This is a genomic window from Anaerovirgula multivorans (genome assembly GCF_900188145.1).
In the GTDB taxonomy this organism is placed as follows: Bacteria; Bacillota; Clostridia; order Peptostreptococcales; family Natronincolaceae; genus Anaerovirgula; species Anaerovirgula multivorans.
In genome coordinates this window covers 61,984-85,502 of sequence record NZ_FZOJ01000008.1, presented here as the reverse complement: position 1 = coordinate 85,502, position 23,519 = coordinate 61,984, and the positions used below count along the sequence as shown (strand labels likewise).

28 protein-coding genes and 1 tRNA gene are annotated in these 23,519 nt (G+C 32.7%); 27 read left to right on the top strand and 2 right to left on the bottom strand.

What is annotated here, in order from left to right:
- Positions 1-91: 91 nt before the first annotated feature.
- Positions 92-724: a helix-hairpin-helix domain-containing protein gene (locus CHB72_RS10060; RefSeq protein WP_089282761.1), complete on the top strand. Its 633-nt coding sequence runs from the start codon at positions 92-94 to the stop codon at positions 722-724.
- Positions 725-954: 230 nt separating this feature from the next.
- On the top strand, positions 955-1,995 hold the full coding sequence (selD, locus tag CHB72_RS10055) for a selenide, water dikinase SelD (RefSeq protein WP_089282760.1): 1,041 nt from the start codon (positions 955-957) through the stop codon (positions 1,993-1,995).
- A 55-nt stretch (positions 1,996-2,050) separates the two neighbouring features.
- Here the strand turns inward: selD and CHB72_RS10050 are convergent, their stop codons facing one another.
- Positions 2,051-3,409: an alanine/glycine:cation symporter family protein gene (locus tag CHB72_RS10050; protein ID WP_089282759.1), complete on the bottom strand. Its 1,359-nt coding sequence runs from the start codon at positions 3,407-3,409 to the stop codon at positions 2,051-2,053.
- Between the two features lie 351 nt (positions 3,410-3,760).
- Between CHB72_RS10050 and selA the strand changes: the two genes are divergently transcribed.
- The 12 genes from selA (at position 3,761) to CHB72_RS09995 (ending at position 12,294) form a co-directional block, all read left to right on the top strand.
- The gene (gene selA, locus CHB72_RS10045) at positions 3,761-5,167 is read left to right on the top strand and encodes an L-seryl-tRNA(Sec) selenium transferase (RefSeq protein ID WP_089282758.1); all 1,407 of its coding nucleotides are present in this window, start codon (positions 3,761-3,763) and stop codon (positions 5,165-5,167) included.
- Positions 5,168-5,181: 14 nt separating this feature from the next.
- Complete coding sequence (gene selB, locus CHB72_RS10040) at positions 5,182-7,077, top strand: selenocysteine-specific translation elongation factor (protein WP_089282757.1); 1,896 nt, start codon at positions 5,182-5,184, stop codon at positions 7,075-7,077.
- 118 nt (positions 7,078-7,195) lie between these two features.
- Positions 7,196-7,292, top strand: a tRNA-Sec gene (locus CHB72_RS26500).
- Positions 7,293-7,619: 327 nt separating this feature from the next.
- Complete coding sequence (locus CHB72_RS10035) at positions 7,620-7,793, top strand: winged helix-turn-helix domain-containing protein (RefSeq protein ID WP_176431307.1); 174 nt, start codon at positions 7,620-7,622, stop codon at positions 7,791-7,793.
- Between the two features lie 324 nt (positions 7,794-8,117).
- Positions 8,118-8,477, top strand: coding sequence for a molybdate ABC transporter substrate-binding protein (gene modA / locus CHB72_RS27745; protein ID WP_089282755.1), 360 nt, complete (start codon positions 8,118-8,120; stop codon positions 8,475-8,477).
- 96 nt (positions 8,478-8,573) lie between these two features.
- The gene (locus CHB72_RS10025) at positions 8,574-9,227 is read left to right on the top strand and encodes a DNA alkylation repair protein (RefSeq protein ID WP_242975095.1); all 654 of its coding nucleotides are present in this window, start codon (positions 8,574-8,576) and stop codon (positions 9,225-9,227) included.
- A gap of 311 nt (positions 9,228-9,538) precedes the next feature.
- Positions 9,539-9,742 carry a VOC family protein gene (locus CHB72_RS28260; RefSeq protein ID WP_089282868.1) on the top strand — a complete coding sequence of 68 codons (204 nt, stop codon included), beginning with the start codon at positions 9,539-9,541 and terminating at the stop codon, positions 9,740-9,742.
- Positions 9,743-9,816: 74 nt separating this feature from the next.
- On the top strand, positions 9,817-10,128 hold the full coding sequence (locus CHB72_RS10015; protein WP_089282754.1) for a hypothetical protein: 312 nt from the start codon (positions 9,817-9,819) through the stop codon (positions 10,126-10,128).
- Between the two features lie 45 nt (positions 10,129-10,173).
- Entirely contained in the window at positions 10,174-10,389 is a 216-nt protein-coding gene (locus CHB72_RS10010) for a hypothetical protein (protein ID WP_089282753.1), read from the top strand.
- 110 nt (positions 10,390-10,499) lie between these two features.
- Positions 10,500-10,772 carry a hypothetical protein gene (locus tag CHB72_RS10005; protein ID WP_089282752.1) on the top strand — a complete coding sequence of 91 codons (273 nt, stop codon included), beginning with the start codon at positions 10,500-10,502 and terminating at the stop codon, positions 10,770-10,772.
- A gap of 156 nt (positions 10,773-10,928) precedes the next feature.
- Complete coding sequence (locus CHB72_RS10000) at positions 10,929-11,372, top strand: GNAT family N-acetyltransferase (protein ID WP_089282751.1); 444 nt, start codon at positions 10,929-10,931, stop codon at positions 11,370-11,372.
- Positions 11,373-11,835: 463 nt separating this feature from the next.
- Positions 11,836-12,294: a Fur family transcriptional regulator gene (locus CHB72_RS09995; RefSeq protein WP_176431305.1), complete on the top strand. Its 459-nt coding sequence runs from the start codon at positions 11,836-11,838 to the stop codon at positions 12,292-12,294.
- Positions 12,295-12,358: 64 nt separating this feature from the next.
- Here the strand turns inward: CHB72_RS09995 and CHB72_RS09990 are convergent, their stop codons facing one another.
- On the bottom strand, positions 12,359-12,559 hold the full coding sequence (locus CHB72_RS09990; protein WP_089282749.1) for a DUF378 domain-containing protein: 201 nt from the start codon (positions 12,557-12,559) through the stop codon (positions 12,359-12,361).
- 184 nt (positions 12,560-12,743) lie between these two features.
- On the opposite strand from CHB72_RS09990, the gene CHB72_RS09985 reads away from it, so the two are divergent.
- The 13 genes from CHB72_RS09985 (at position 12,744) to CHB72_RS09925 (ending at position 23,385) form a co-directional block, all read left to right on the top strand.
- On the top strand, positions 12,744-13,400 hold the full coding sequence (locus tag CHB72_RS09985; protein WP_089282748.1) for a BofC C-terminal domain-containing protein: 657 nt from the start codon (positions 12,744-12,746) through the stop codon (positions 13,398-13,400).
- A gap of 204 nt (positions 13,401-13,604) precedes the next feature.
- Positions 13,605-14,099, top strand: coding sequence for a crossover junction endodeoxyribonuclease RuvC (gene ruvC, locus CHB72_RS09980; RefSeq protein WP_089282747.1), 495 nt, complete (start codon positions 13,605-13,607; stop codon positions 14,097-14,099).
- Between the two features lie 129 nt (positions 14,100-14,228).
- Positions 14,229-14,813, top strand: a complete 585-nt coding sequence (gene ruvA, locus CHB72_RS09975) for a Holliday junction branch migration protein RuvA (RefSeq protein WP_089282746.1) — start codon at positions 14,229-14,231, stop codon at positions 14,811-14,813.
- 133 nt (positions 14,814-14,946) lie between these two features.
- Positions 14,947-15,954: a Holliday junction branch migration DNA helicase RuvB gene (gene ruvB, locus CHB72_RS09970; protein ID WP_089282745.1), complete on the top strand. Its 1,008-nt coding sequence runs from the start codon at positions 14,947-14,949 to the stop codon at positions 15,952-15,954.
- Positions 15,955-15,960: 6 nt separating this feature from the next.
- A complete protein-coding gene (locus CHB72_RS09965; protein WP_089282744.1) occupies positions 15,961-16,173 on the top strand; it encodes a DUF2905 domain-containing protein in 213 nt (70 codons plus the stop codon).
- 205 nt (positions 16,174-16,378) lie between these two features.
- Complete coding sequence (locus tag CHB72_RS09960; protein WP_176431304.1) at positions 16,379-18,052, top strand: SpoIID/LytB domain-containing protein; 1,674 nt, start codon at positions 16,379-16,381, stop codon at positions 18,050-18,052.
- Positions 18,053-18,057: 5 nt separating this feature from the next.
- Positions 18,058-19,083, top strand: coding sequence for a tRNA preQ1(34) S-adenosylmethionine ribosyltransferase-isomerase QueA (gene queA, locus CHB72_RS09955; RefSeq protein ID WP_089282867.1), 1,026 nt, complete (start codon positions 18,058-18,060; stop codon positions 19,081-19,083).
- A gap of 16 nt (positions 19,084-19,099) precedes the next feature.
- The gene (gene tgt / locus CHB72_RS09950) at positions 19,100-20,218 is read left to right on the top strand and encodes a tRNA guanosine(34) transglycosylase Tgt (protein WP_089282742.1); all 1,119 of its coding nucleotides are present in this window, start codon (positions 19,100-19,102) and stop codon (positions 20,216-20,218) included.
- A gap of 138 nt (positions 20,219-20,356) precedes the next feature.
- Complete coding sequence (gene yajC, locus CHB72_RS09945; RefSeq protein ID WP_089282741.1) at positions 20,357-20,632, top strand: preprotein translocase subunit YajC; 276 nt, start codon at positions 20,357-20,359, stop codon at positions 20,630-20,632.
- 131 nt (positions 20,633-20,763) lie between these two features.
- Positions 20,764-21,159, top strand: coding sequence for a TIGR04086 family membrane protein (locus CHB72_RS09940; protein WP_089282740.1), 396 nt, complete (start codon positions 20,764-20,766; stop codon positions 21,157-21,159).
- Between the two features lie 69 nt (positions 21,160-21,228).
- Positions 21,229-21,369, top strand: a complete 141-nt coding sequence (gene scfA / locus CHB72_RS09935) for a six-cysteine ranthipeptide SCIFF (protein ID WP_089282739.1) — start codon at positions 21,229-21,231, stop codon at positions 21,367-21,369.
- Between the two features lie 151 nt (positions 21,370-21,520).
- Positions 21,521-22,882: a thioether cross-link-forming SCIFF peptide maturase gene (gene scfB, locus CHB72_RS09930; protein WP_089282738.1), complete on the top strand. Its 1,362-nt coding sequence runs from the start codon at positions 21,521-21,523 to the stop codon at positions 22,880-22,882.
- Positions 22,879-23,385: a gamma carbonic anhydrase family protein gene (locus CHB72_RS09925; protein WP_089282737.1), complete on the top strand. Its 507-nt coding sequence runs from the start codon at positions 22,879-22,881 to the stop codon at positions 23,383-23,385. Before scfB ends, CHB72_RS09925 begins: the two co-directional genes overlap by 4 nt.
- Positions 23,386-23,519: the final 134 nt, after the last annotated feature.

The following is a 23,519-nucleotide window of genomic DNA, read 5'->3' as shown; positions in this document are numbered from 1 at the left end:
CACATATGGAAAAAACTAGAAAACTATAACTGCATAAAAATTCGATTGAATTAATGAATAGAGTATGATATAAAAGGGGAGTGGGGAAAGTATGTTGCCAAATATAAACAATAAGCACAAGACCATCATGATTGTCTTTATCCTTTTGCTATTGTTATTTACTGTATACAATAACTATGTAAGAGAAAGAAAAACCGTATACATACTAAGTGAGTTGAATGAAGGAAATGAAAATAACGAACTAACAAGCATAGAAGATATGAACAATATAAAGTATACTAATAAAAAGATAATGGTTCATGTTGAAGGTGAGGTAGTAAATCCAGGGATTTATACATTATCAGAGGAAGCAAGGGTTTTTGATGCCATTGAAGCAGCTGGAGGACTAAAGGATACAGCCGACAGGAGAAAAACTAATCTTGCAAAAAAAGTCATCGATGAAGAATTTATATATATATCTGCAGAAGGTGATGAAGAATTTCAGAACATACAATTGGGTTCCAATACTTTTGTCTACAGTGACAATGGAGGATTAATAAATATTAATAAAGCTAGTAAAAGTGAGCTAGAAGGATTACCTGGCATTGGTACTACGTTAGCAGATAGAATCATAGAACATAGAAATCAGATGGGAACTTTTAATTCTATTGAGGATATACAGAATGTTAGTGGTATAGGAGAAAAAAAATATGCTGATATTAAAGATAGAATTACAGTAAAATAGATTATAACTATATTAGTAGGTATATGGTTATATGTCTCTAAATTTTAATATACACGGTCTACGGTTTCGCCCTCGACTGAAAAGTAGATGACCAAAATCTATGATTTTGTGTCAGTCACTTTCACAGAGTGCAATCATAGCCGAGGACTGCAAATGTAGCCTTTGGTATATTAAAATTTAATTATATTATAAGGACGTATAACTATATTGTATTGAAGGGAGGAAATGAAATGAGCAATAAGAGACTTACTGAATTAACAAAAAGTGCTGGCTGAGCCGCAAAAATTGGACCTGACGTCCTGACACAGGTGCTGTGTCATTTACCTAAAATGAATAATGAAAACTTACTGGTTACATTAGAAACATCGGACGATGCTGCTGTTTATAGGTTAAACGAAGAGATTGCCCTTGTACAAACCTTAGATTTTTTCACACCAGTTGTAGATGATCCATATACCTATGGACAAATAGCCGCCGCTAATTCCCTTAGTGATGTTTATGCTATGGGAGGAACCCCTTTGACTGCTATGAATATTACTTGCTTTCCCAGTTGCCTAGCTACTGATGTTTTAAAAGATATATTAAGAGGAGGAGCAGACAAAATAATTGAAGCTGGTGCATTATTAGTAGGAGGACACTCGGTTGAAGATGATGAACCTAAATATGGTCTCTCTGTTACAGGAGTCGTTCATCCCAGCAAAGTATGGGCTAACAGTAAAGCAAGAGTAGGAGATTATCTTGTCTTAACAAAACCATTAGGTACGGGGATATTAAATACTGCTATAAAAGCTGATTTAGCTACTCCAATGCAATATGATGCAGCAGTGAAGACAATGATTACCTTAAACAAATATGCTTTTGAAGCAGTAAAAGATTTTAATATTTCTGCATGTACAGATATTACTGGTTTTGGATTTTTAGGACATGCTTATGAGATGGCAAAGGGTAGTGGAGTATCTTTAGAAATATATAGTGGAAAAGTTCCTTTAATAGAAGGTGCATTAGATTTCGCTGAAATGGGGGTAATTCCAGCAGGAATGTATGCTAATAAAAAGCATATCGAAGACAATGTATTTATTGATGCTTCAATTAGAGAAGCAATACAAGATATTTTATTTGATCCACAAACATCAGGAGGCTTACTCCTTGCCATTCATCCCGAGGATATAGAAAAGGCTTTAGAAAATTTAAAGAAAATCAAGAAAAATGAATTTTCAGTAGTAGGGAGAATAGCTAGTAAAGATCAATACGCTATTTATCTACATAAATAAAAGACAGGAAATCTGATTCCCTGTCTTTTATTTATGTAATTGTTAAAGTTTTAAATTATTTGCCAAGCTTTTCTGTGAAAAATTCTTTTGTTAAGGATAGTACAACACCACTCAGTCCTAACAAACCAACTAAGTTTGGTATTGCCATTAATCCATTTAACGTATCCGCGATATCCCAGATTAAATCCAAGCTACCTACCGCACCGACAACAATCAATGGTAACCATACAATTCGATATACTTTGTTGATGCCTGATCCTAAGAGGTGCTCTGCACATTTTTCTCCGTAGTACGCCCAGCTAAGTATTGTTGAGAAGGCAAAGAAAAGAATTCCAATTGCAACAATAACTCCACCAGGTCCTGGCAATCCAGTGTTAAAAGCAGCTGTTGTTAATGCTGCACCTGTTTCACCACTAGTCCAAACTCCTGTAGAAATAATTGTTAAAGCCGTTAAGGTACAGATAACAATTGTATCTGCAAATACTTCAAAGATACCCCATAAACCTTGGCGTACAGGATGATCTGTTTTAGCAGCAGCATGGGCGATAGGCGCACTACCTAAACCAGCCTCGTTAGAGAATACTCCACGGGCAATCCCTCTAGTCATCGCATCCATTACTACAGCACCAGCGAAACCACCTAAAGCTGAAGCAGGAGTAAACGCGTGTTTAAATATTAAACCAAAAGCTGTAGGAATTTGAGTAATATTCATAATCAAAATGATAACAGCACCAATAATATAAAATACTGCCATAAAAGGTACGATTTTTTCAGTTACAGAAGCGATTCTTTTTAATCCACCAAGGATTACTAATCCAGCAGCTACTGCTAATACAATACCAGTGGCTAATGGAGGAATATTATATCCAGCCAAAGCAGCAGCCACGGAGTTTGATTGAACCATGTTGCCTATACCAAAAGCAGCTAAAGCACCGAATATTGAGAAAATAATCGCTAACCACTTCAAGCCTAGACCTTTTTCGATATAGTACATAGGTCCGCCAACCCAGCTGCCTTCTTTCTTCTCACGATATTTAATGGCAAGCACAACTTCTGCATACTTTGTCATCATTCCGAAGAAAGCAGAAACCCACATCCAGAAAATTGCACCAGGACCACCAAGAGCGATAGCTGTAGCGACACCAGCGATATTACCAGTACCGATTGTAGCAGCTAAAGCAGTAGCTAAGGCTTGGAAAGGTGTGATATCTCCTTCTTCTGCAGACTCATCCTTCGCAAAAATTTTCATTAAAGTTTCCTTCATAGTAAAACCAAATTCTTTAACTTGAAGGAAATTCGCTCTAAAAGTAAAATAAATACCAGTACCAACAAGAAGAATCAGCATATAAGGACCCCAAACAAGACCATTAATAGTACCATTAATACTTTCAATAGTGTTTACAAAGCCAAACATAAAAAAACTCCTCCTCATAGTAAATTAGAAAAACAAATATTAAACACCTTTTTTAAGTAGTATCACCTCCGTTATCATATAATATTATAAAAAGATTGAACTAATATAAAAAAGGTAAAAAATCAAACTTGGTAACGTTATCATAAATTATTTCAAAAAAAATAATGGCAAAATTTACTAGTTAATTAATACAATTTTATCATAATTGCAAAAAAAATGAAACAAATTTTAAGATTATTTATAATATTGCGCAATATCTAACGAGGTTGTAGTTTTTACAGTTAGTATATTATAATATAAAATATGTTATACTTTAGAAAAATCTAGCTTTTCCCTAAGGAGAGATGATGAATGAATAAAAAAAATATTTTAAGCAGCCTACCTTCTGTTGATGAAATATTAAATAATGATAAGATAATATCGCTAATTAAAAAAATTCCAAGAATTGTAGTGGTAAATAACATTAGGACATGCCTACAAAATTATAGAAACCATATTTTAAAGATGGAGGAAAGTGCTTTAATAAATTTTCATATAGATAAAAACTTCCTCGTTAATGAAATTGTTTTAAAAAGTAAAAGTTTTATAGAAATGAATCTGAAGGAAGTTATTAATGGAACAGGCGTTGTATTACATACAAACTTAGGTAGATCACTTTTAAGCGATGAAATAAAAGAACAGGTATGGGCAGTAGCATCTGGTTATTCAAATCTAGAATTAAATTTACAAACTGGGAAGAGAGGTAGTCGGTATAGTCATGTTGTAGATATTATTAAATTCTTAACAGGTGCGGAGGATGCATTGGTGGTAAATAATAATGCTGCCGCAGTTTTGTTAGTGTTAGGCTCTATGGCTAAGAATAAAGAAGTTATCGTCTCGAGGGGACAATTAGTTGAAATTGGAGGCTCCTTTAGAGTCCCCGATGTTATGGAGCAAAGTGGTGCAAAGCTAGTAGATGTAGGTACCACTAATAAAACGCATTTATGGGATTATGAGCAAACAATAGGTGAAGATACTGCAGCATTATTAAAGGTACATACCAGTAACTACAAAATATTAGGTTTTACTGAAGAAGTAGATTTGAAGGATTTAGTAGCCCTAGGAAAAAGAAATAATATTCCAGTTATAGAGGATTTGGGAAGTGGGGTTTTGGTAAATCTAAAAAAATATGGATTAACCTATGAACCAACAGTACAAGAAAGTGTTGCCTTAGGAGTAGACATTGTAACCTTTAGTGGAGATAAGCTCCTTGGAGGCCCTCAAGCAGGGATTATTGTTGGTAATAAAAAATGGATTGATAAAATGAAGAAAAATCCCCTGACTAGAGCCTTTAGAATAGACAAATTGACTATGGCTGCTTTGGAAGCTACATTAAAACTATATTTAAAAGAAGACGAAATGACAAAAAAAGTACCTACATTAAAAATGTTAACCGAGACGAAGGAATCAATAAGTAAAAGAGCAGATGAGCTATATGCTATTTTAAAAGAAAATAATGTTGATTTCAGTATTGAGATTAAAGATGACTATTCTCAGGTGGGTGGAGGATCCTTACCACTTGAAAAATTACCTACAAAGGTAATAGCCATTAAGCATGATAATTTATCTGTATCAAAGCTTGAAGAAAGCTTAAGAGGTTATAGTGTACCAATAATAACAAGAATTCAAGAAGAACAAGTAATCATCGACCTAAGAACGGTTCAAGAAAAGGATTACCATGTTATCAATAAAGCATTAAACCATATAATTGTGAAATAAAGGGGAGTAATAAATTGAAGAATATAGTTATAGGAACAGCTGGACACATTGATCATGGAAAAACTACTCTTATAAAGGCACTAACAGGTCGAGAAACTGATAGACTAAAAGAAGAAAAGAAAAGGGGTATATCCATTGAATTAGGATTCACCTACTTTGATTTACCTAGCGGAAGAAGAGCAGGGATAATCGATGTGCCAGGACATGAAAAGTTTATTAGGCACATGCTAGCTGGTGCAGGGGGAATGGATATTGTTATGATGGTTATTGCCGCTGATGAAGGGGCTATGCCTCAAACTAAAGAGCATCTAGATATCCTCTCCCTATTAAATATTAAAAAAGGTATCATTGTTATAACAAAGGCAAGTTTAGTAGAAGAAGAATGGTTAGATTTAATTAAAGAAGATATAAGAGAAAAAGTAAGAAACACTTTTTTAGAAGATGCAGAAATGATAGCTGTTGATTCTATCAATGGAGTAGGCATACAAGAGCTAATTAGAGAAATAGATATTCTTACAGACGAAACAGAAAGCAGAGATATAAACGCACCAATAAGAATGCCAATAGACAGAGTTTTTACAATAACTGGCTTTGGAACAGTAGTAACAGGTACATTATTAGAGGGAAAAATAAACGTAGAAGATTCACTAGAAATTCTACCAGAAAGAATAAAGGTACGGGTAAGAAATTTGCAGGTTCATGGAAAATCAGTAGAAACTGCTTATGCAGGACAACGGGTAGCGATTAATTTAGCCAACATTAAAAAGGAAGATATTGAAAGAGGATATGTTCTAGCCCAAGTGAATTCTATGGAAACAACCATGATGATTGATGGAAAGTTAAAAGTTCTTGCAGATGTTTCAAGAAAGGTTCAAAACAGAGATCGAGTTAGGCTATATCATGGTTCAACAGAAATATTTGCTAGAATCGTTTTGTTAGAGAAAGAAGAATTATTATCTGGAGATAGTTCCTTTGTACAATTTAGATTAGAGGAGTCGATTGCAGTTAAAAAGGGGGATCATATTGTAGTAAGATTTTATTCACCTCTGGAAACCATAGGTGGAGCAATGGTAATAGACAGTAATCCTCAAAAACATAAAAGGTTTGATGAGAAGGTTATAAAGGAGCTAATGGTAAAAGAAAAAGGTACACCAGAAGACATCTTAGAAAAACATATTGAAAGGTACAGTAGTGAATTTCCGGATATTGGTTTCTTAGCAAAATTAACTGCACAACAGACGGAAGATATTCATAATCTGATAATTAAATTAGAAGAAGATAACAAAATATTATTTTTAAACAACAACACAATTCTGCATAGCAATTATTATAAAGGATTGACAAACCATGCAATACTTCTACTAAATAAATACCATCAATCAAATCCTTTGAGACTAGGTATGATTAAGGAAGAATTTAAAAACAAGCTATTACCCAAGGCAGCCGGAAAATCAGGAGATACTTTGTTAGAGTTGTTAGAAGCTGATAAAATAATAAAGGTTTTAGGAAAATATGTAGCCCTATATGATTTTGAAATTACATTGAATACGACTCAACTAGAAATAAAAACTTTAATAGAAAAGGCATTTTTAAAGGAGCCTTACGGAACGCCTAAAATCGAAGATGTTATAAAAAGTATTTCCTATAAAAAACAGGACTTAGAGCAGGTTGTTGAAGCTATGTTAGGAAAAGAGCTAATTAAAATCAATAATGAGATAATTCTACATGTGGTATCCTATGAAAAGGCAAAAGAATTATTAACTAACTATGTAAATAAAAATGGCAGCATAACCTTAGCAGAATTTAGAGATTTGTTAAATACAAGCAGAAAATATGCCGTTGCATTACTAGAGTATTTTGACAACATAAAACTTACAAAAAGATTAGATGATAAAAGAACATTATACTAAAAATACCAATAATATTTAAAAAGTAAGTCTTATAATCTTTTGCAAAATAAGAAAATTTTAGTTGCATACAAAAAATAAGTATGCTATAATGGTCAAGTGTCAATAATCAGTACCATATGGGAGTAGATGGTGGCTGGTGTTGCCTCTGGTCTTCAAAACCAGTATGAGGGGTTAAGAGCTTCTTAGGTGGGTTCGATTCCCACGTACTCCCGCCATTTCAGGAGATTTCAACGGTTACAACGTTTTATGTTGTAGCTGTTTTTTATTTTTTGAAAATAGTTATAACCAGTATGCCAAGTGGATTTGTTCTTAAATAAAATCTGCGAGGTATTGAAAATGGCTATTTCTATGAAGGGAAGAAAAAGAATTGAAATCAATAGGATAAACCACCGTAAACTATTAAGTCGCCAACTTTTTTAGACAAACCTCATGTAAATTTAGTAAAATAAAATTATATGCTTGGGAAGTGTGCTTGCTTAATGGAATATAAATTTCGCATTTGGTTAACACAAAATAATAAAAAGGTATTTGGAGAAGGTCCCTTGAAATTATTAAAAAAAGTTGAAGAATTAGGTTTCCTCAGACAGGCGTCAATTTCAATGGAAATGTCCTATAGTAAGGCTTGGAAGATAATTAAAAATATTGAAGAAGAGCTGCAAATACCTATATTAGAACGATATATTGGGGGGGCAAAAAAGGAGGTGGTTCTACTATAACCAAAGAAGCAGGGGATTTTATACATAAATATGAAGTGCTTAAAAGTAATATAGAAGCAATAATAGAAGAAGAAATACAAGCTTTTTATTAAGGATTAATTTTTTTACTGTTTGTTATTCTTTTGAAAAAACAACGAACTTTTCATTTTATGCAAGGTTAGGGTAAGTAGATAGCCTATATTATAATTACAAGGAGGTATATAGTATGAAAAAAGGAAACTTATTATAAATAATAATAATTATATTGGCTTTATCCATTATAATTATTGCCTGTACTTCATCTAATAATCAAGAGCAAGAGTTAATAGAAAAAAAGAATTACATATAGCCGCGGCCTCTGATTTAAGATTTGCATTTGAAGAAATCGGTGAGATTTTTGAAGAGAAAGAAGGGGTAAAGGTAGTGTTTCAATTCGGTTCTTCAGGAAATTTAGCTCAACAAATTGCCAATGGAGCACCTATTGACTTATTTGCATCAGCTAGGGCTATTGCTAGAGCTTTAGCTATTAATCCTAAGGTGCTTTTATTAGATGAACCCTTCTCAGCAGGAGATATTCCTATACGAAAAATTTTACGCAATGAAATGAAAATTTTTTTTACACAATGGAATATCCCAGTTGTGTTAGTAACCCATGACCCAGAAGATGTGAAAGTGCTAGCAACAAAGGTTGTTTATTACGGCTAAGTATGACACATCATCTTTTAAAAACGTTATAAATAGATTTTAGAAATAACGTGATCAATAGACATTTAATATATCAATCTAAGGGGGAGTAATAGTTTGTATAGTGAACTTATTGATTTATTCTATAGTAACAGAAATCAAAAACAAGCAGAACAAATGTCGGTTTATATGAAGAATAAATTTTCATTTTTAGGAATATCTAAACCTAAAAGGGCTGAATTACAAAAAGAATTTATTAAACAACAGAAGAAGCAAAAAAATATTGACTGGAATTTTGTTTTTATGCTTTGGGAACTATCAGAGCGAGAATTTCAGTATTTGGCTCTAGACTATTTACTTGCTTTAAAATCTTATTTGCAGAAATCTGATATGGAAAAGATCAAGATATTGATAACAAATAAAGCCTGGTGGGATAGTGTAGACATACTGGCAGGGAACATCGTTGGAGAACTATGTAATAAATATCCTGAACTCATTGTAGAATATATCTTAAATTGGTACAAAAGTAAAGATATTTGGCTTGTTAGGACTGCTATTTTATTTCAATTAAAGTACAAAGAAAAGACAGATACAGAATTACTAGGTCGAATCATCAATAACAATAATGATTCTAAAGAATTCTTTGTAAATAAGGCGATTGGGTGGGCTTTAAGAGAATATTCAAAGACAAATAAAACATGGGTAAAATCTTTTTTAGATTCTAATTCCTTATCTCGTCTTAGTGTGCGTGAAGCAAGTAAGTATTTGTAGCTTGGCAGGCTATTATAGTAATGTAGATCATTAACATAAAATTGATGAAACCATAGGAAATTAAAAAAATTCAAATCAAGAAGCAGGAGGCTAGCGTGTATTTCATTCATCAGATGAATGTTGTGTTGTACTTATAAAAGATGAAAGAAATTTAGCACAGAAAGCAGGGATATAGTTGATGCGAAAAAAAGCTTATGTTGTTTTCATCTGATTTAGACCTAATTACCAGTAGAAGAAGATAGGGGCGATATAATGGAGCAAGGAATACCTTTGCTACTTTTTGAAACAAATGATAAAAATCACGATATTTTCTGAGGTATGGACAATCCTTTCAAAGGTTTGCTATCAACTGTAATGATATCGAATATACCCACAAGACATTAAAAGATAAGGGTGTAGAAGTAACAGACATTATAATCCGTGGTGAGGCACAAGCAAAATATTTTCTATTCAAAGATATAGATGAAAATTTGATAGAGGTAACATGGTCTATTTGGGATGAGGATATGGCATAATGGATAGAAAATGTGTACTAAGCTTGATAATGGAAGAAATAAAAAGACAAATGATAAATAAGGGGAGATAAGCTTTGAGTAAAAGAAAAACAGCCATAATAATATGCATGTTTATTTTTATTTTAGTTTTTTTACACTCTATGTCTACTTTAGCATTGAGGACAAGTGTGTTTTTACACGGCTATCCAATTGTAGCTCTAACCACAACAATACAAGAATATGAGCCCTATGATCAGTACAATAGAGAGTTGCTTCAAAAAGAAAATTCTAGACTGTATAAACTTACCCCACCTCCAATAGAAAAAGCTACTGATGGTTATCTATATACTTGGAAGGTGAACAAAAAAGGTTATCTATACTTTGCAAGTTATTATGGAGAAGCATAATATATATGATATATCCAAGTAGATAGCTAGGGTGGTGGTGAGATTATGTTTAGAAGCGAAGGGATTAAGAGTCTTGCAGTGGGGTTTATAACTTATTTTTTAGTAACAACCATATATTGTATACTTGATGAAAATATGCTACAAAACATGCTTAAGGTTAAGAGTTATAGAAAAGGTGGGAAAATAGGTGAATATAAGAAACAACAAACTATTAATTATGATAAGTTTCATTTTATTAATTACCTGCATAATATTGGTTAATAATAATCGAAGTATGAGAAGTCAATTGAATCAAGAGAGAGCAGAGATTTTGTACACCTCCGTATAGAATCAATTGACTATAAATTGACTATATAGGAAAGGAATATTATTTGCCAGAGAATATATCTATTACGGTGCGAGTGAGAGATAAAAATACAGGACAAGAAGAGAAATATATAAGCGGATGTATCTATACCTCTGAAGAACTAAAGAATTTTAAGGCAGGAAGAGTGGGTGCTTCGTACCACCGAGAAATGATGGAGTACATCAGCTTAGGAGGGAAACATAATATTGTGGTAGCAATAAAATACGATGATGAGAATGGTAAGCCAATATTAGAAGAAATTGAAGTTATACCAGTGTGGAGTTTTGAGGCACAATAGATGGATTATGTATAACAGCAAAAGGCTTCTAGAAAATAATCTGATATGCAAATTTTCAGAGATTATTAAACTAATGAGACAGTTTTTTAGTTGAATAAAAAAGGGTTATCTGATTAGATAATCAAAACACACTCATTGTTGAAAGGAGATTTTTTAGTGGCAGAAACAATAGTACTGATTACAAATGATAAATTAGAACAATGCATCGAACTCTATATTAAAGTTTTTAATAGTGAACCTTGGAATGAAACTTGGACCCATGAAACTGCTAAAGAACGACTTACTGATTTACTACATACCCCTAGATTCCTTGGCTTTTTATTTTACGATAATGACAATTTAATTGGATTCATTGCAGGAAATAGTAAAAAGTCGTATATGGGATTAACTTTTTATTTAGCTGAACTTTGTATAAATAATCAAATTCAAGGTAAAGGTTATGGCTCAAAATTACTTCTTTGTTTAGAAGATGAACTAAAGAAAAGGGATATTCATAGTCTTTATTTACTAACCTCCAATGGAGGACTTGCGAAAGCCTTTTATTTGAAAAATAACTATGTAATAAATGAGAATAGGATAGTTATGAAGAAGAATTTATAATGAGCCATTTTCAACTTAAAGGTAGGTTAATTTAATATTTATTTTACTTTGTTTGGAAGAAATCCTATCTACTGACCATTTTCTTTTTTACATGGCATAAAATTTTGTTAAATAACTAATTAAAGGAATAGGTATGTGATTAAAACAATAACGGCATAATTATTTCTTTTGTTTTGTTAAAAAATATCATAATCCACATAGCAAATAATATTAATAAACTTCTATCTATAAAAAATGATAGAGATCTTTTGTTCCTATGTTTTGACAATTAGGTCGGTTTAGTTTATTCTATATATAGAACAGACCTGTATATTATTGAACATAAAAGGTTGGAAAATGTTGAAAATACAGCGAATATATAGCATAGGGGGAGATGGGGTCTTCAAAACCAGTATGAGGAGTTAAGAGCTTCTTAAGTGGGTTCGATTCCCAAGTACTCCCACCATTTTAGGAGAGGATTGACTTGAGGGAACAGTTAGAAGCATTGTTAAAAAAGCAAGGCTTTAAAATCACAAATCAAAGAAAAGCAATCATTAGTGCTTTTTTAAATTCGAAAAAACATCTACTGACAGCTGCAGAAGTTCATGATATTGTAAACAAAGACAATAATACCTTGAATTTTTCAACTGTATATAGAAACTTAGAAATATTATTGAAAACTGGCTTAATCAAAAGAGTGAACCTAGATAATGGGGTTAATAGCTATGAGTTAAATATAGATAACCACCATCATCATCATCTAATATGTTTAGCATGTGGAGATACTGAGACCATTACATACTGTCCTATAGAAGAAATAAATAAGAATATCCAGCAATCTTCAAAGTTCACACCAATTGATCATAAACTAGAAATCTATGGTTACTGCATTAAATGCAATAGAAATAATGAGAAATCTTCTGAAAAACAATCCAATACTTAATATTAAAAAGACAACACTTTTGTGTTGTCTTAATTATTTGTCAAACTTTTTTTATAACTATAAACTATTCTTTCTCTGCGGTTCTTTCTCTAAATAATAAACTAATACAGTAAGCGCCTGCAATACCTACCAATGTGTATACTGCGCGACTCAACAAGGCATTTTGACCACCAAATAATGATGCTACTAGGTCAAATTGAAACAACCCTATTAATCCCCAATTAAGGGCACCTATAATAACTAAAATTAGTGCTAATCGATCCACTTAATCAACTCCTTGTTTTTAATAATTAAATACAATAATAGTATGGATTATTTATACATAATCCATACATTTTCCAATGAAAATTCGATATCTATAATATAATAATTTTATTGTAGCAATGATAAAGTATAATTTCCTAAAATTTGGATAAAATAACCTTCTAGATAGATGAGGAGGTTATTTTATGTATAGAAGAAGAAATAGATTTCCTTTTAAAATTCTTTTCTTTGTTATGGCTTTTAGTTTTGTACTGGTGGGTTTTTTTATAGGTTACTATAGAATGGGACCTTCACACGAGGAAGAAATACCTTTTGTTAATGAAAATGAAAATATAGACGATAGAGATGAAGAAATGTTATCACAAGAAGACTTAATACCATTAGAAGATGAGAATAATACTTCTGTTACATCTTTACAAGATAGCATAGGTCAAGAGACAAAAATCATTTATAAAACATTTTATACTGAATGTGAAAATACAATTGAAGAAGTATTAACACCTATTAGTTCTATGATTGGATTAAATGAAGAGGGCTTTACAGAGTATTTGCAAAGAAACAATCTTTTGTTTAGTGTTGAAAGCTTCTCTAATGATGAAGTGGTATTGATTCAAAGTAAAAATGCGATTTGTCCGCAGCATTATAATCATTACCTAATAACAGAAAAAGATGGTAACATTGCCATTTATCATATAAACAATAGAGGAGATAAAATACTAATTGAAACTACTTCAATACCTGTTTCAATTTTACCTCAAGTAGATCAATTAAAATTACAAAAAGGAATTTTAAGAAAAACAAAGGAAGAAGCATACCAATTATTAGAGGATTACAGCAGTTAAAGTAGAATAATTAAAATAAATGAGTCTAACGATATAGTCTACAACAGAGATTATATCGTTTTAATTTTCTAGAAAAAGTAAAATTCAGATAAATAACTATGGAATAACATCTGTAGAAATATCGATTTTCATAGGATAATATGATACACTATGTAATAGCGTACAACCTATTTTGAATTTTGAAATTTTATCGGAGGAATCAACATGGTCATTTTAGGGATTGACCCAGGTATAGCAATTATGGGTTATGGTATTATTAGCTATGTAGGTAATCGATTTAATGTAATTCATTATGGAGCGATTACTACTTCAAGTAAAATGGACACAGCTGAACGATTAAAAAAGATATATCAAGATTTAAATGATTTGATTATTCAGTATAATCCAGAGGCTATTGCCATAGAGGAACTTTTTTTCAATACCAATGTAAAGACTGCTCTCTTAGTAGGACACGCTAGGGGCGTTGCCGTCTTAGCTGCTGCTAACAACAACAAAGAGCTTTATGAATATACACCACTACAGGTTAAGCAGGGGGTAGTAGGCTATGGTAGAGCAGAAAAAAAACAAGTTCAACAAATGATTAAAACGATATTAAATTTAGAAAAAGTGCCAAAACCAGATGATGTTGCAGATGCATTAGCTGTTGCTGTTTGTCACGCTCATTCTGGAAATTTTAAAGATTTATTTAAACTTAAGTAATATAGATATACGCTTTTATAATTAAATTTTAATATATGCGCTCTACGGTTTCGCCCTTGGCTGAAAATGTAGCCCTTAGCATATTAAAATTTAGAGACGTATACCTATATAGCAAATGGAGGGATTTCATTGTTTGAGTATATAAAGGGTCAGGTTATGGACTTGTTTATTGATAGAATAATTATAGAAGTAGGGGGAATAGGATATCGAATTCATAGTACAATGAATAGTACTGCAAGTCTCAAGTCGGGAGATATAACAACTATATATACACATTTCGTATTTAAGGAAGATGAAATGAGTTTATATGGTTTTGTCAACAAAGAAGAACTTCTTATGTTTCAACAATTGATCTCTGTATCAAAAGTAGGTCCAAAGCTAGCCGTTTCCATATTGTCTACATATACACCGTATAAATTAGCAAACTATATATTAAGTAATGATATTAATAGCATCTCTAAAGCATCAGGTGTGGGGAAAAAAACAGCCGAAAGAATCATTGTTGAACTTAGAGATAAAGTAAAGAACTATAATCTTGAACCAGACAATAATGTGCATATCCAAGATTATGAAAATAGCTACGAGGCACTAGATGCGTTAGTGGCCTTAGGATATAATAAACAGGAAGCTGAAGGTGTATTATTCTCTATGGAAACCACCAATTTAACGACTGAAGAAACTATAAAAAAAGCATTAAAACTATTAATGAGATAAAATGGAACTTATTTCAGGAAGAGTTTTTACTGCCACTGAATTGTAGCCGAATTTACTTCGAGGATGTATTGCTTGTAGAAGCGGGAGTTCTAGCAATACACCGAAGGATAAACATGGGGGTTAAAGAACTGTTATGGAAAGTGATGAAAGAATAATAACTAGTAATACTAGAGACGAAGACTATCAAACAGAAAGTGGATTAAGACCTAAGTACTTAAACCATTACATAGGGCAGGATAAAATTAAAGAAAAGCTAAAGATATTTATTGAAGCAGCAGTTGCTAGAGGAGAAGCATTAGATCATGTTTTACTTTATGGTCCTCCTGGGTTAGGAAAAACAACCTTATCCAATATTATTGCTAATGAAATGAACGTAAACATTCGAATCACCTCTGGACCTGCCATCGAAAGACCAGGTGATTTAGCGGCGATACTGACAAATCTTTCGGAAAATGATGTGCTTTTTATTGATGAAATACACAGACTGAATAGAACTGTTGAAGAAATTTTGTATCCTGCTATGGAGGACTATGCACTCGATATTATTATTGGGAAAGGTCCAAGTGCTAGATCTATTCGACTTGATTTATGTAGATTTACTTTAATTGGTGCTACAACAAGGGCGGGCTTACTAACTTCACCCTTAAGAGATCGATTTGGTGTTATTTGCAAGCTAGAACTTTATAACATACAACAATTAACAGATATTGTTAAACGGTCAGCCAATATATTAGGGGTAGATATTGAGGAGGAAGGGGCTGTAGAAATCGCTTCCCGGTCAAGAGGAACCCCTAGGATAGCTAACCGTTTATTGAAGAGAATAAGGGATTTTGCAGAGGTGAGGGCTGACGGAAGAATCACAAAATCTGTTGCTAAAGAAGCTTTAGCTTTATTAGAAATAGATGAACTAGGTTTAGATAATGTCGATAAAAAAGTTATACAAGTAATTATCGACAACTTTAATGGAGGCCCCGTAGGGATAGATACTTTAGCTGCCTCAACAGGAGAAGAAAAAAATACAATTGAAGATGTTTATGAGCCATATTTATTACAAATAGGCTTTATAAATAGAACGCCAAGAGGACGTATCGTCTCAGAAAGAGCTTACAAACATTTTAATATTCCATATAAAAAGGAGTAGATTGAAATGGAATCCTTTGGAAGGTTGATAATAATTATCGGTCTAGCCGTCACTATTTTCGGTGTCATGCTGTTGTTTGGAGGTAAACTTGGATTAGGAAAATTGCCAGGTGATTTGTTCTTTCAAAAAGGAAACACAACCTTCTATTTTCCTGTAGTTTCAAGTATCATACTAAGTCTGCTTTTAACAGCTATCCTTAACTTGTTCTTTAGAAGGTAAGGTGTAAAGAACGTTTTTCGTGTTTTAGTCAAGGAAGAAACTGTAGACCATAGGTATTAAAATTAAAGTGCAGCGATGGATATTTATAATGTTACAACATATTTATATTTAAACAATATAAAGGAATATTGCTGACATTTGTCGAAATGATATTAAATTGTTTGTAGAAGGATATGCTGTTCATAAAAGGGGGATGAATTATTCAATGAAAAGAAGCAGACAAATGATATTAATACTTCTAACAATAATTACAGTTATGCTTGGCCACGAATTAGCCTTTGCTTTTAACAAATCACAAATCCCTATGAATATAGAAATAGGACTGTTTTTTCAAGGGGCTGCTAAATCCACAGTGCTTTTAAAGTCAAATAATGGATTTGAGGTAGGGGAATTTCTACAAGATGAGTTTATACCTTTATTAGATTTATCTGATAAAAAAGACATTATACTGCGGAAGGATTCATTTTATATTGGATCAGGTGGCAATTATGTAGAATATACAGGAGCCATCATAGAAAATCAAACAAATATTCAAGGGCCATATCATGTTCAAATTGGGGGTCTATTTAACAATAGAAACGAAGCAACCCAGCTAATTCAATTCCTTTCCTTAGGCACTATGGAGGAACAACCTTATCTTGTTTATGAAAATGGTTGGAAGGTTTTTATTGGTTTATATGTTCAGCAGGAGATTGCACAAATAAAAGCTAATGAAATCAATGATTATACAGGGCAAGCCACAACGGTTATTCCGCCATCAATAACTAGAGTACAGATATTAGATTTATCAGGGAGACCATTATTTATGTTTGATTCGACTGAAAATGTCTATTTTCGGGGAGTTGACAATAAAGGAGCAGTATCGGTGGTTAGCGTGGAAGGCAAAAACTATAGAGGCGCTATTACTGCTAAAAGATTAAGTAACAGCGATATGTCTATTGTCAATAAATTACCTTTAGAAGAGTATTTATATGGCGTGGTACCAAGTGAGATGCCGGCGCTATGGTCGTTAGAAGCTCTAAAAGCTCAAGCGGTAGCGGTTAGAGGATATGCTATAGCAAATATGAACAGATTTAGAAATGTAGGCTTTGATTTATGTAGCACAACCACATCACAGGCTTATGGGGGATTTGATAGAGAACATCCCAACAGTAATCGCGCTGTAGATGAAACCCATTCAAAAGTATTGACCTATAATGGAGAGCTTGTTAATGCATTTTACCATTCAAATAGTGGTGGATACACAGAAAACAGCGAAAATGTTTGGTCTTCAACCGTAGCATATATTCGAGGGGTAAAGGATGACTTTTCTTTAGGTCATCAAAATTCAACTTGGACAGAAGTATTGACGAAAAGTCAAGTGAAAACACTATTAGAAAATAACAATGTTTTTGTTGGAGAGGTTATAGATCTAAAAGTTACCTCGGTTTCTCAGAATGGTAGAGTATTAGAATTAACTGTGTTTGGTACAAATGGACAAGAAGTATTTGTAAAAGAAAGAAGTAGAACAATCTTTGGATTGAAGAGTACTTGGTTTACTGTTAATGGGACAGGAGGTAGTGCAGGTAATTCAAACGATATTATGATAAGAAATAATACAAGTGAGACTAATCCTATTACATTAAATAATAAATATATTATTTCTTCATCTGGTGTATCACAAATTTCAAATCCATCTAATATAAAAATATATAATGGAACAAACTATAGGGAGACAATACAATCTTCGACCGTTGCTTCTGACTCCTTTGTGTTTGATGGAAAAGGCTTTGGACATGGGTTAGGGATGAGCCAGTGGGGAGCAAAAAAAATGGCAGAAGAAGGCTATAATTATGTACAAATACTAACCCATTATTATACAGGAACAAAGGTGGAGTAATATTGATGAAAACAAAAGATTTTGATTTTCAATTGCCAGAAGAGTTAATTGCGCAAAGGCCACTGGAAAAAAGAGATCATTCTAAACTTATGGTATTAGACAAAACTACAGGAGAGATGAATCATACTCATTTTTATGATATTATTAATTACTTAAATCCAAGAGATTGTCTTGTTTTAAATGATACGCGAGTAATACCTGCAAGACTTATAGGCGAAAAAGAATCAACTGGAGGAAAAATAGAATTTTTATTGTTGAAAAGAATTGATTTGAACACCTGGGAAACCTTAGTAAAGCCAGGGAAGAAAGCTAAGATAGGAAGTAAATTTCAATTTGGCAATGGACTACTGGTAGCAGAGGTAATGGATATTCGGGAAGAGGGTTCAAGAATAGTTAAATTCTTATATGAAGGGATTTTTGAAGATATTTTAGACCAACTTGGAAAAATGCCACTCCCCCCATATATCACTGAAAGTCTTGAAGATAATGAACGTTATCAAACAGTTTATTCAAAACATACTGGCTCAGCAGCAGCACCTACTGCTGGACTGCATTTTACTGAAGAGCTATTAAATAAAATTGAAGGAAAAGGTGTTAAAATTGTATATATTACTTTACATGTAGGACTAGGAACCTTTAGGCCTGTGAAAGTAGAAGATCTACAAAACCATAAAATGCATGCAGAATATTACATGATTGATAGTGAAACAGCAAAGACCATTAACGAAACTAAATGTCAGGGCGGCAAGATCATTGCTGTAGGAACAACTAGCTGTCGGACTCTAGAATCTGCAGCAATAGAAAAGGGTATACTTAATGAAAGTAGCGGTTGGACAGATATTTTCATCTATCCTGGATATCAATTTAAAATAATTGATCAACTTATTACTAACTTTCATTTACCAGAGTCAACATTAATCATGCTGGTAAGCGCACTAGCAGGAAAAGATAATGTCCTCAGAGCCTACGAAGTTGCAGTAGAACAGAAATATCGTTTTTTTAGTTTTGGGGATTCAATGTTTATTAAGTAGAAAGGCAGGTAGCTTTATGGCTTTAACTTATGAATTGATAAAAGAGTGTAAACAGAGTGGTGCAAGACTAGGTAAGATCCATACTAGCCGTGGTATAATAGAAACACCCATTTTTATGCCAGTAGGCACTCAAGCAACCGTGAAAACAATGGCACCAGAAGAATTAAAGGAAATAAAATCTCAAATTATATTAAGTAACACATACCATTTATATTTAAGACCTGGGCACCATCTAATTGAAAAGGCTGGTGGATTACATAAATTCATGAATTGGGACAAACCAATTTTAACCGACAGCGGGGGGTTTCAAGTATTTAGCTTAGGAGACCTTAGAAAAATATCTGAAGAAGGGGTAGAGTTTAGGTCTCATCTTGACGGGTCAAAACATTTTATTAGTCCTGAAAAAGCTGTAGAAATTCAAAATGCTTTAGGATCTGATATTATGATGGTATTTGATGAGTGTGCTCCTTATCCTGCTGATACTTCTTATGTAAAAAGTTCATTAGAAAGAACAACTAGATGGGCAAAACGGTGCAAAGAAGCCCACAAAAATACTGAAACTCAAAACCTATTTGGCATCATCCAAGGTGGAATGTATGCTGATTTAAGGAAACAAAGTGCTGAAGAATTGATAGAACTTGACTTTCCTGGATATGCATTAGGCGGGTTAAGCGTAGGAGAACCAAAACCTCTTATGTATGAAGTGTTGGAAACCACAACACCTCTAATGCCTAAAAATAAGCCAAGGTATCTAATGGGTGTAGGGAGCCCAGATGCTTTGATAGAAGGGGTTATTAGAGGTATTGATATGTTTGACTGTGTTCTGCCAACTAGAATAGCTAGAAATGGTACTGCTATGACTAGTCATGGGAAGGTTGTTATCAAAAATGCTAAATATACTGAGAATTTTGAAGGCCTAGACCTAGAATGTAGTTGTTATACCTGTAAGAATTATTCTAAGGCATATTTAAGACATTTATTTAAAGCAAACGAAGTATTAGGACTTCGTTTGTTATCCTATCACAACTTATATTTTCTACTTAAATTAATGGAAGAAATACGTGAAGCTATCAAAAAAGACAGATTATTAGATTACAGAAAAAATTTCTTTGAAAAATATGGTTATGAAGTATAGTAAGTAGATAAATGTGGCAAATTATCAGTAATAATCTAATAAAAAAGAGTCATAACTTCAAATAAGTTGGATCAAAAAAAAGGAAATTCAATACAAATGTTGAATAAATTAATTTAGAAACTAGAGAGGGGGAGAGATATGCCAGCAAATTTCGGAGGTTTAATTATACCTTTAGGGTTTTTAGCGATTTTCTACTTTTTAATCATACGTCCTCAACAGAAGAGGGAAAAGAAGACAAAAAATATGCGAAATAGTCTTAAAGTAGGGGATAAGGTTGTAACGATTGGAGGAATTCATGGTAGCATCTTAAAAATCAAAGATGATATTCTTACTATTGAAATTGGTGCTGATAAAACAAAACTAACAATCGCTAAATGGGCAGTTGGAAATGTTCTAAACGATGAAAATTCTTAAAAAATGAATTCTTTTAAACTAGCAGTGGATGTTCTCCGCTGCTTTAAGGTTTTTTGAGTTTTTATATTATAAGGGAATATTTATACTACACAAGCATATCTATTAATAAAAATATTTATGGAGGTGTGAGTATGAAGGGAAGTATAATTCGAGGTGGAACAGGTACTTTAAATATATGGACCTATGGGAAAGGTTTAATAAGAGGATATATAGTTTCCTTAATCATGTTTCTAATTAGTGCAGTAATAATTACTTATACTAGAATAGGTGAAGGAATTATACCAATCTTGACCTCTATCATAATGGTTTTAAGTATTGCATATGCTGCCATTTATGTAGCAATTCACATCAAGAAAAGAGGTTGGTTTCATGGAGCTGCTATAGGTTTAATTTATATTCTTCTATTGATGCTACTAAGTAAAATTTTTATTACCGATTATGTAATAGATAGAGTTGTATACTATAGAATTGGGATCAGTATGATAACAGGAGTAATAGGTGGTATGATAGGTATAAATATGAAATAATTTTCTTTTTTTTCATTATAGATTATGATATAATTTTATGGGACATTATATTGGAAAGGAGCTTTCATTATGAAGCATATCAAGACATTAACAGGAGCAAATCTACCTAAAAGTGCAGTAAAGGGTGGATGTGGCGAATGCCAAACCTCTTGCCAATCAGCATGTAAAACCTCGTGCACTGTTGCTAATCAACAATGTGAAAACAAATAAATACATAAAAGAGAGGCAGCAGTTGTATCCACTGCTGTTTTTTCTTGAGTATGGATATATATCTATAGCTTTTCGTGTATTTAAATTTATAAGCGCATATTATATAAATAATTAATTATAGGTATTTATTAGAAGGGAGCACTTTGAAATAATGATTCATAAATTTTCTCAAGGCAATGTCAACATAGTGTTAGATGTAAATAGTGGAGCTGTCCATGTGGTGGATCAATTGGTATATGATGTTTTAGATTACTATCCTGATCATACTAAAGAAATCGTCGTTGATTTTTTAAAGGACAAGTATAACGGCAATAGTATATTGGAGGCTATTGATGAAATAGATAATTTGAAAAAAAACAATTTATTATATACTGAAGAAAACTATATGAAACATGCGGCTTTTAAAAACAAAAAAACTATAGTTAAAGCCCTATGCCTACATATAGCTCATGATTGCAATATTCGATGCAAATATTGTTTTGCATCTCAAGGGGATTTTAAGGGCGATAGAAGTCTTATGACTGCTAAGGTTGGAAAAAAAGCAATAGACTTTTTAATAAACAATTCAGAAAACCGTAAAAACTTAGAAGTGGACTTTTTTGGTGGAGAACCATTAATGAACTTTCAAGTAATAAAAGAAATTGTCGAGTATGGCCGAAGCATAGAAAAAAAATATGATAAAAACATTAGATTTACCATAACAACCAATGGCGTACTACTAAATGATGACATTATGGATTACATCAACCAGCATATGTATAATGTTGTTTTAAGTATTGATGGCAGAAAAGAAACTAATGATACCATGAGATATACTATACATGGTGATGGCACTTATGATATCATCCTACCGAAACTAAAAAAAATGGCAGAAAGAAGAAATCATGAAAATTATTATGTAAGAGGTACCTTTACAAGATTCAATCTGGATTTTGCGGAAGACGTACTTCATTTAGCAGACTTAGGCTTTAAACATATTTCTGTAGAACCTGTTGTGGCTGCAGCAGAAAACGATTATGCAATACAAGAAGAGGATTTATCAAAAATATTTCAGCAATATGAGTATCTTGCTGAAGCCTGTATAAAGAGAGAAAAAGCAGGAAGCGGCTTCAACTTTTTTCATTTTATGATAGATTTAGATCAAGGTCCATGCGTGGTTAAAAGATTACTTGGTTGTGGTGCTGGGGCAGAATATTTAGCCATTACTCCAGAGGGGGATTTATATCCCTGTCATCAATTTGTGGGAAATGATGATTTTAATTTAGGGAATGTTTTAGAAGATAACTTAGATACCAGCATATATAACAGCTTTGCTAATGCACATGTATATAATAAAGAAGCATGTAATCAATGTTGGGCTAAATTTTATTGTAGCGGAGGCTGTCACGCTAATGCATACAATTTCAACAAAGATATATTAATCCCCTACAGTGTTGGATGTGAAATGGAAAAAAAACGTATTGAATGCGCATTAACAATAAAAGCTAGGCTGATGGAGGAGGAAGAACGATGATTAAGGATTTAGAGGGGAAAAAAGTAAAAGCACATGAAAGCTGCTTTATTGCGGAAACAGCAGATGTCATTGGAGATGTAACCATTGGAGAAAATTCAAGCATCTGGTATAAGACAGTTCTTAGAGGCGATGGAAACTATATAAAAATTGGGAAGTATACCAATATTCAGGATAACTCAGTAGTACACATCAATGAGCCTCATTATCCTACTATTATTGGAGATTATGTAACGGTAGGTCATAGCGCTATTATACATGCCTGTAACATAGGAAATAATGTGCTGATTGGAATGGGAGCTATCATATTGGATGGAGCAGAAGTAGGAAATCAAACCATTATAGGAGCGGGCAGTTTAGTACCTCCAGGTAAAAAGATACCATCCGGTGTATTAGCTATGGGATCGCCAGCGAAGGTGATTAGAGAATTAACGGAAGAAGAAAAGAAAAGTTTAGTGCACTCTGCTGAAAGCTATGTTCAATATGGAAAAGAGCATAAAGCGTAGTTGCATACCATTTTTTCACAGTAGGTTACCCATAAAAAATATAGTATAATGAAACAGAATGTCAACTTGTTGACGAGCAAGCTACAACCATATATAATAATATTTATTATATGAAGTTAATGATAGGAGGAATA

What these genes read in the sequence shown, in the direction of transcription:
- ruvC (WP_089282747.1), top strand. Translation starts at nt 13,605, where the DNA reads ATGGTCATTTTAGGGATTGACCCAGGTATAGCAATTATGGGTTATGGT.
- CHB72_RS10050 (WP_089282759.1), bottom strand. Translation starts at nt 3,409, where the DNA reads ATGTTTGGCTTTGTAAACACTATTGAAAGTATTAATGGTACTATTAAT.
- CHB72_RS10060 (WP_089282761.1), top strand. Translation starts at nt 92, where the DNA reads ATGTTGCCAAATATAAACAATAAGCACAAGACCATCATGATTGTCTTT.
- yajC (WP_089282741.1), top strand. Translation starts at nt 20,357, where the DNA reads ATGCCAGCAAATTTCGGAGGTTTAATTATACCTTTAGGGTTTTTAGCG.
- CHB72_RS10010 (WP_089282753.1), top strand. Translation starts at nt 10,174, where the DNA reads ATGTTTAGAAGCGAAGGGATTAAGAGTCTTGCAGTGGGGTTTATAACT.
- queA (WP_089282867.1), top strand. Translation starts at nt 18,058, where the DNA reads ATGAAAACAAAAGATTTTGATTTTCAATTGCCAGAAGAGTTAATTGCG.
- selA (WP_089282758.1), top strand. Translation starts at nt 3,761, where the DNA reads ATGAATAAAAAAAATATTTTAAGCAGCCTACCTTCTGTTGATGAAATA.
- CHB72_RS09925 (WP_089282737.1), top strand. Translation starts at nt 22,879, where the DNA reads ATGATTAAGGATTTAGAGGGGAAAAAAGTAAAAGCACATGAAAGCTGC.
- CHB72_RS09965 (WP_089282744.1), top strand. Translation starts at nt 15,961, where the DNA reads ATGGAATCCTTTGGAAGGTTGATAATAATTATCGGTCTAGCCGTCACT.
- tgt (WP_089282742.1), top strand. Translation starts at nt 19,100, where the DNA reads ATGGCTTTAACTTATGAATTGATAAAAGAGTGTAAACAGAGTGGTGCA.
- ruvB (WP_089282745.1), top strand. Translation starts at nt 14,947, where the DNA reads ATGGAAAGTGATGAAAGAATAATAACTAGTAATACTAGAGACGAAGAC.
- CHB72_RS09960 (WP_176431304.1), top strand. Translation starts at nt 16,379, where the DNA reads ATGAAAAGAAGCAGACAAATGATATTAATACTTCTAACAATAATTACA.
- CHB72_RS09985 (WP_089282748.1), top strand. Translation starts at nt 12,744, where the DNA reads ATGTATAGAAGAAGAAATAGATTTCCTTTTAAAATTCTTTTCTTTGTT.
- scfB (WP_089282738.1), top strand. Translation starts at nt 21,521, where the DNA reads ATGATTCATAAATTTTCTCAAGGCAATGTCAACATAGTGTTAGATGTA.
- CHB72_RS09940 (WP_089282740.1), top strand. Translation starts at nt 20,764, where the DNA reads ATGAAGGGAAGTATAATTCGAGGTGGAACAGGTACTTTAAATATATGG.
- scfA (WP_089282739.1), top strand. Translation starts at nt 21,229, where the DNA reads ATGAAGCATATCAAGACATTAACAGGAGCAAATCTACCTAAAAGTGCA.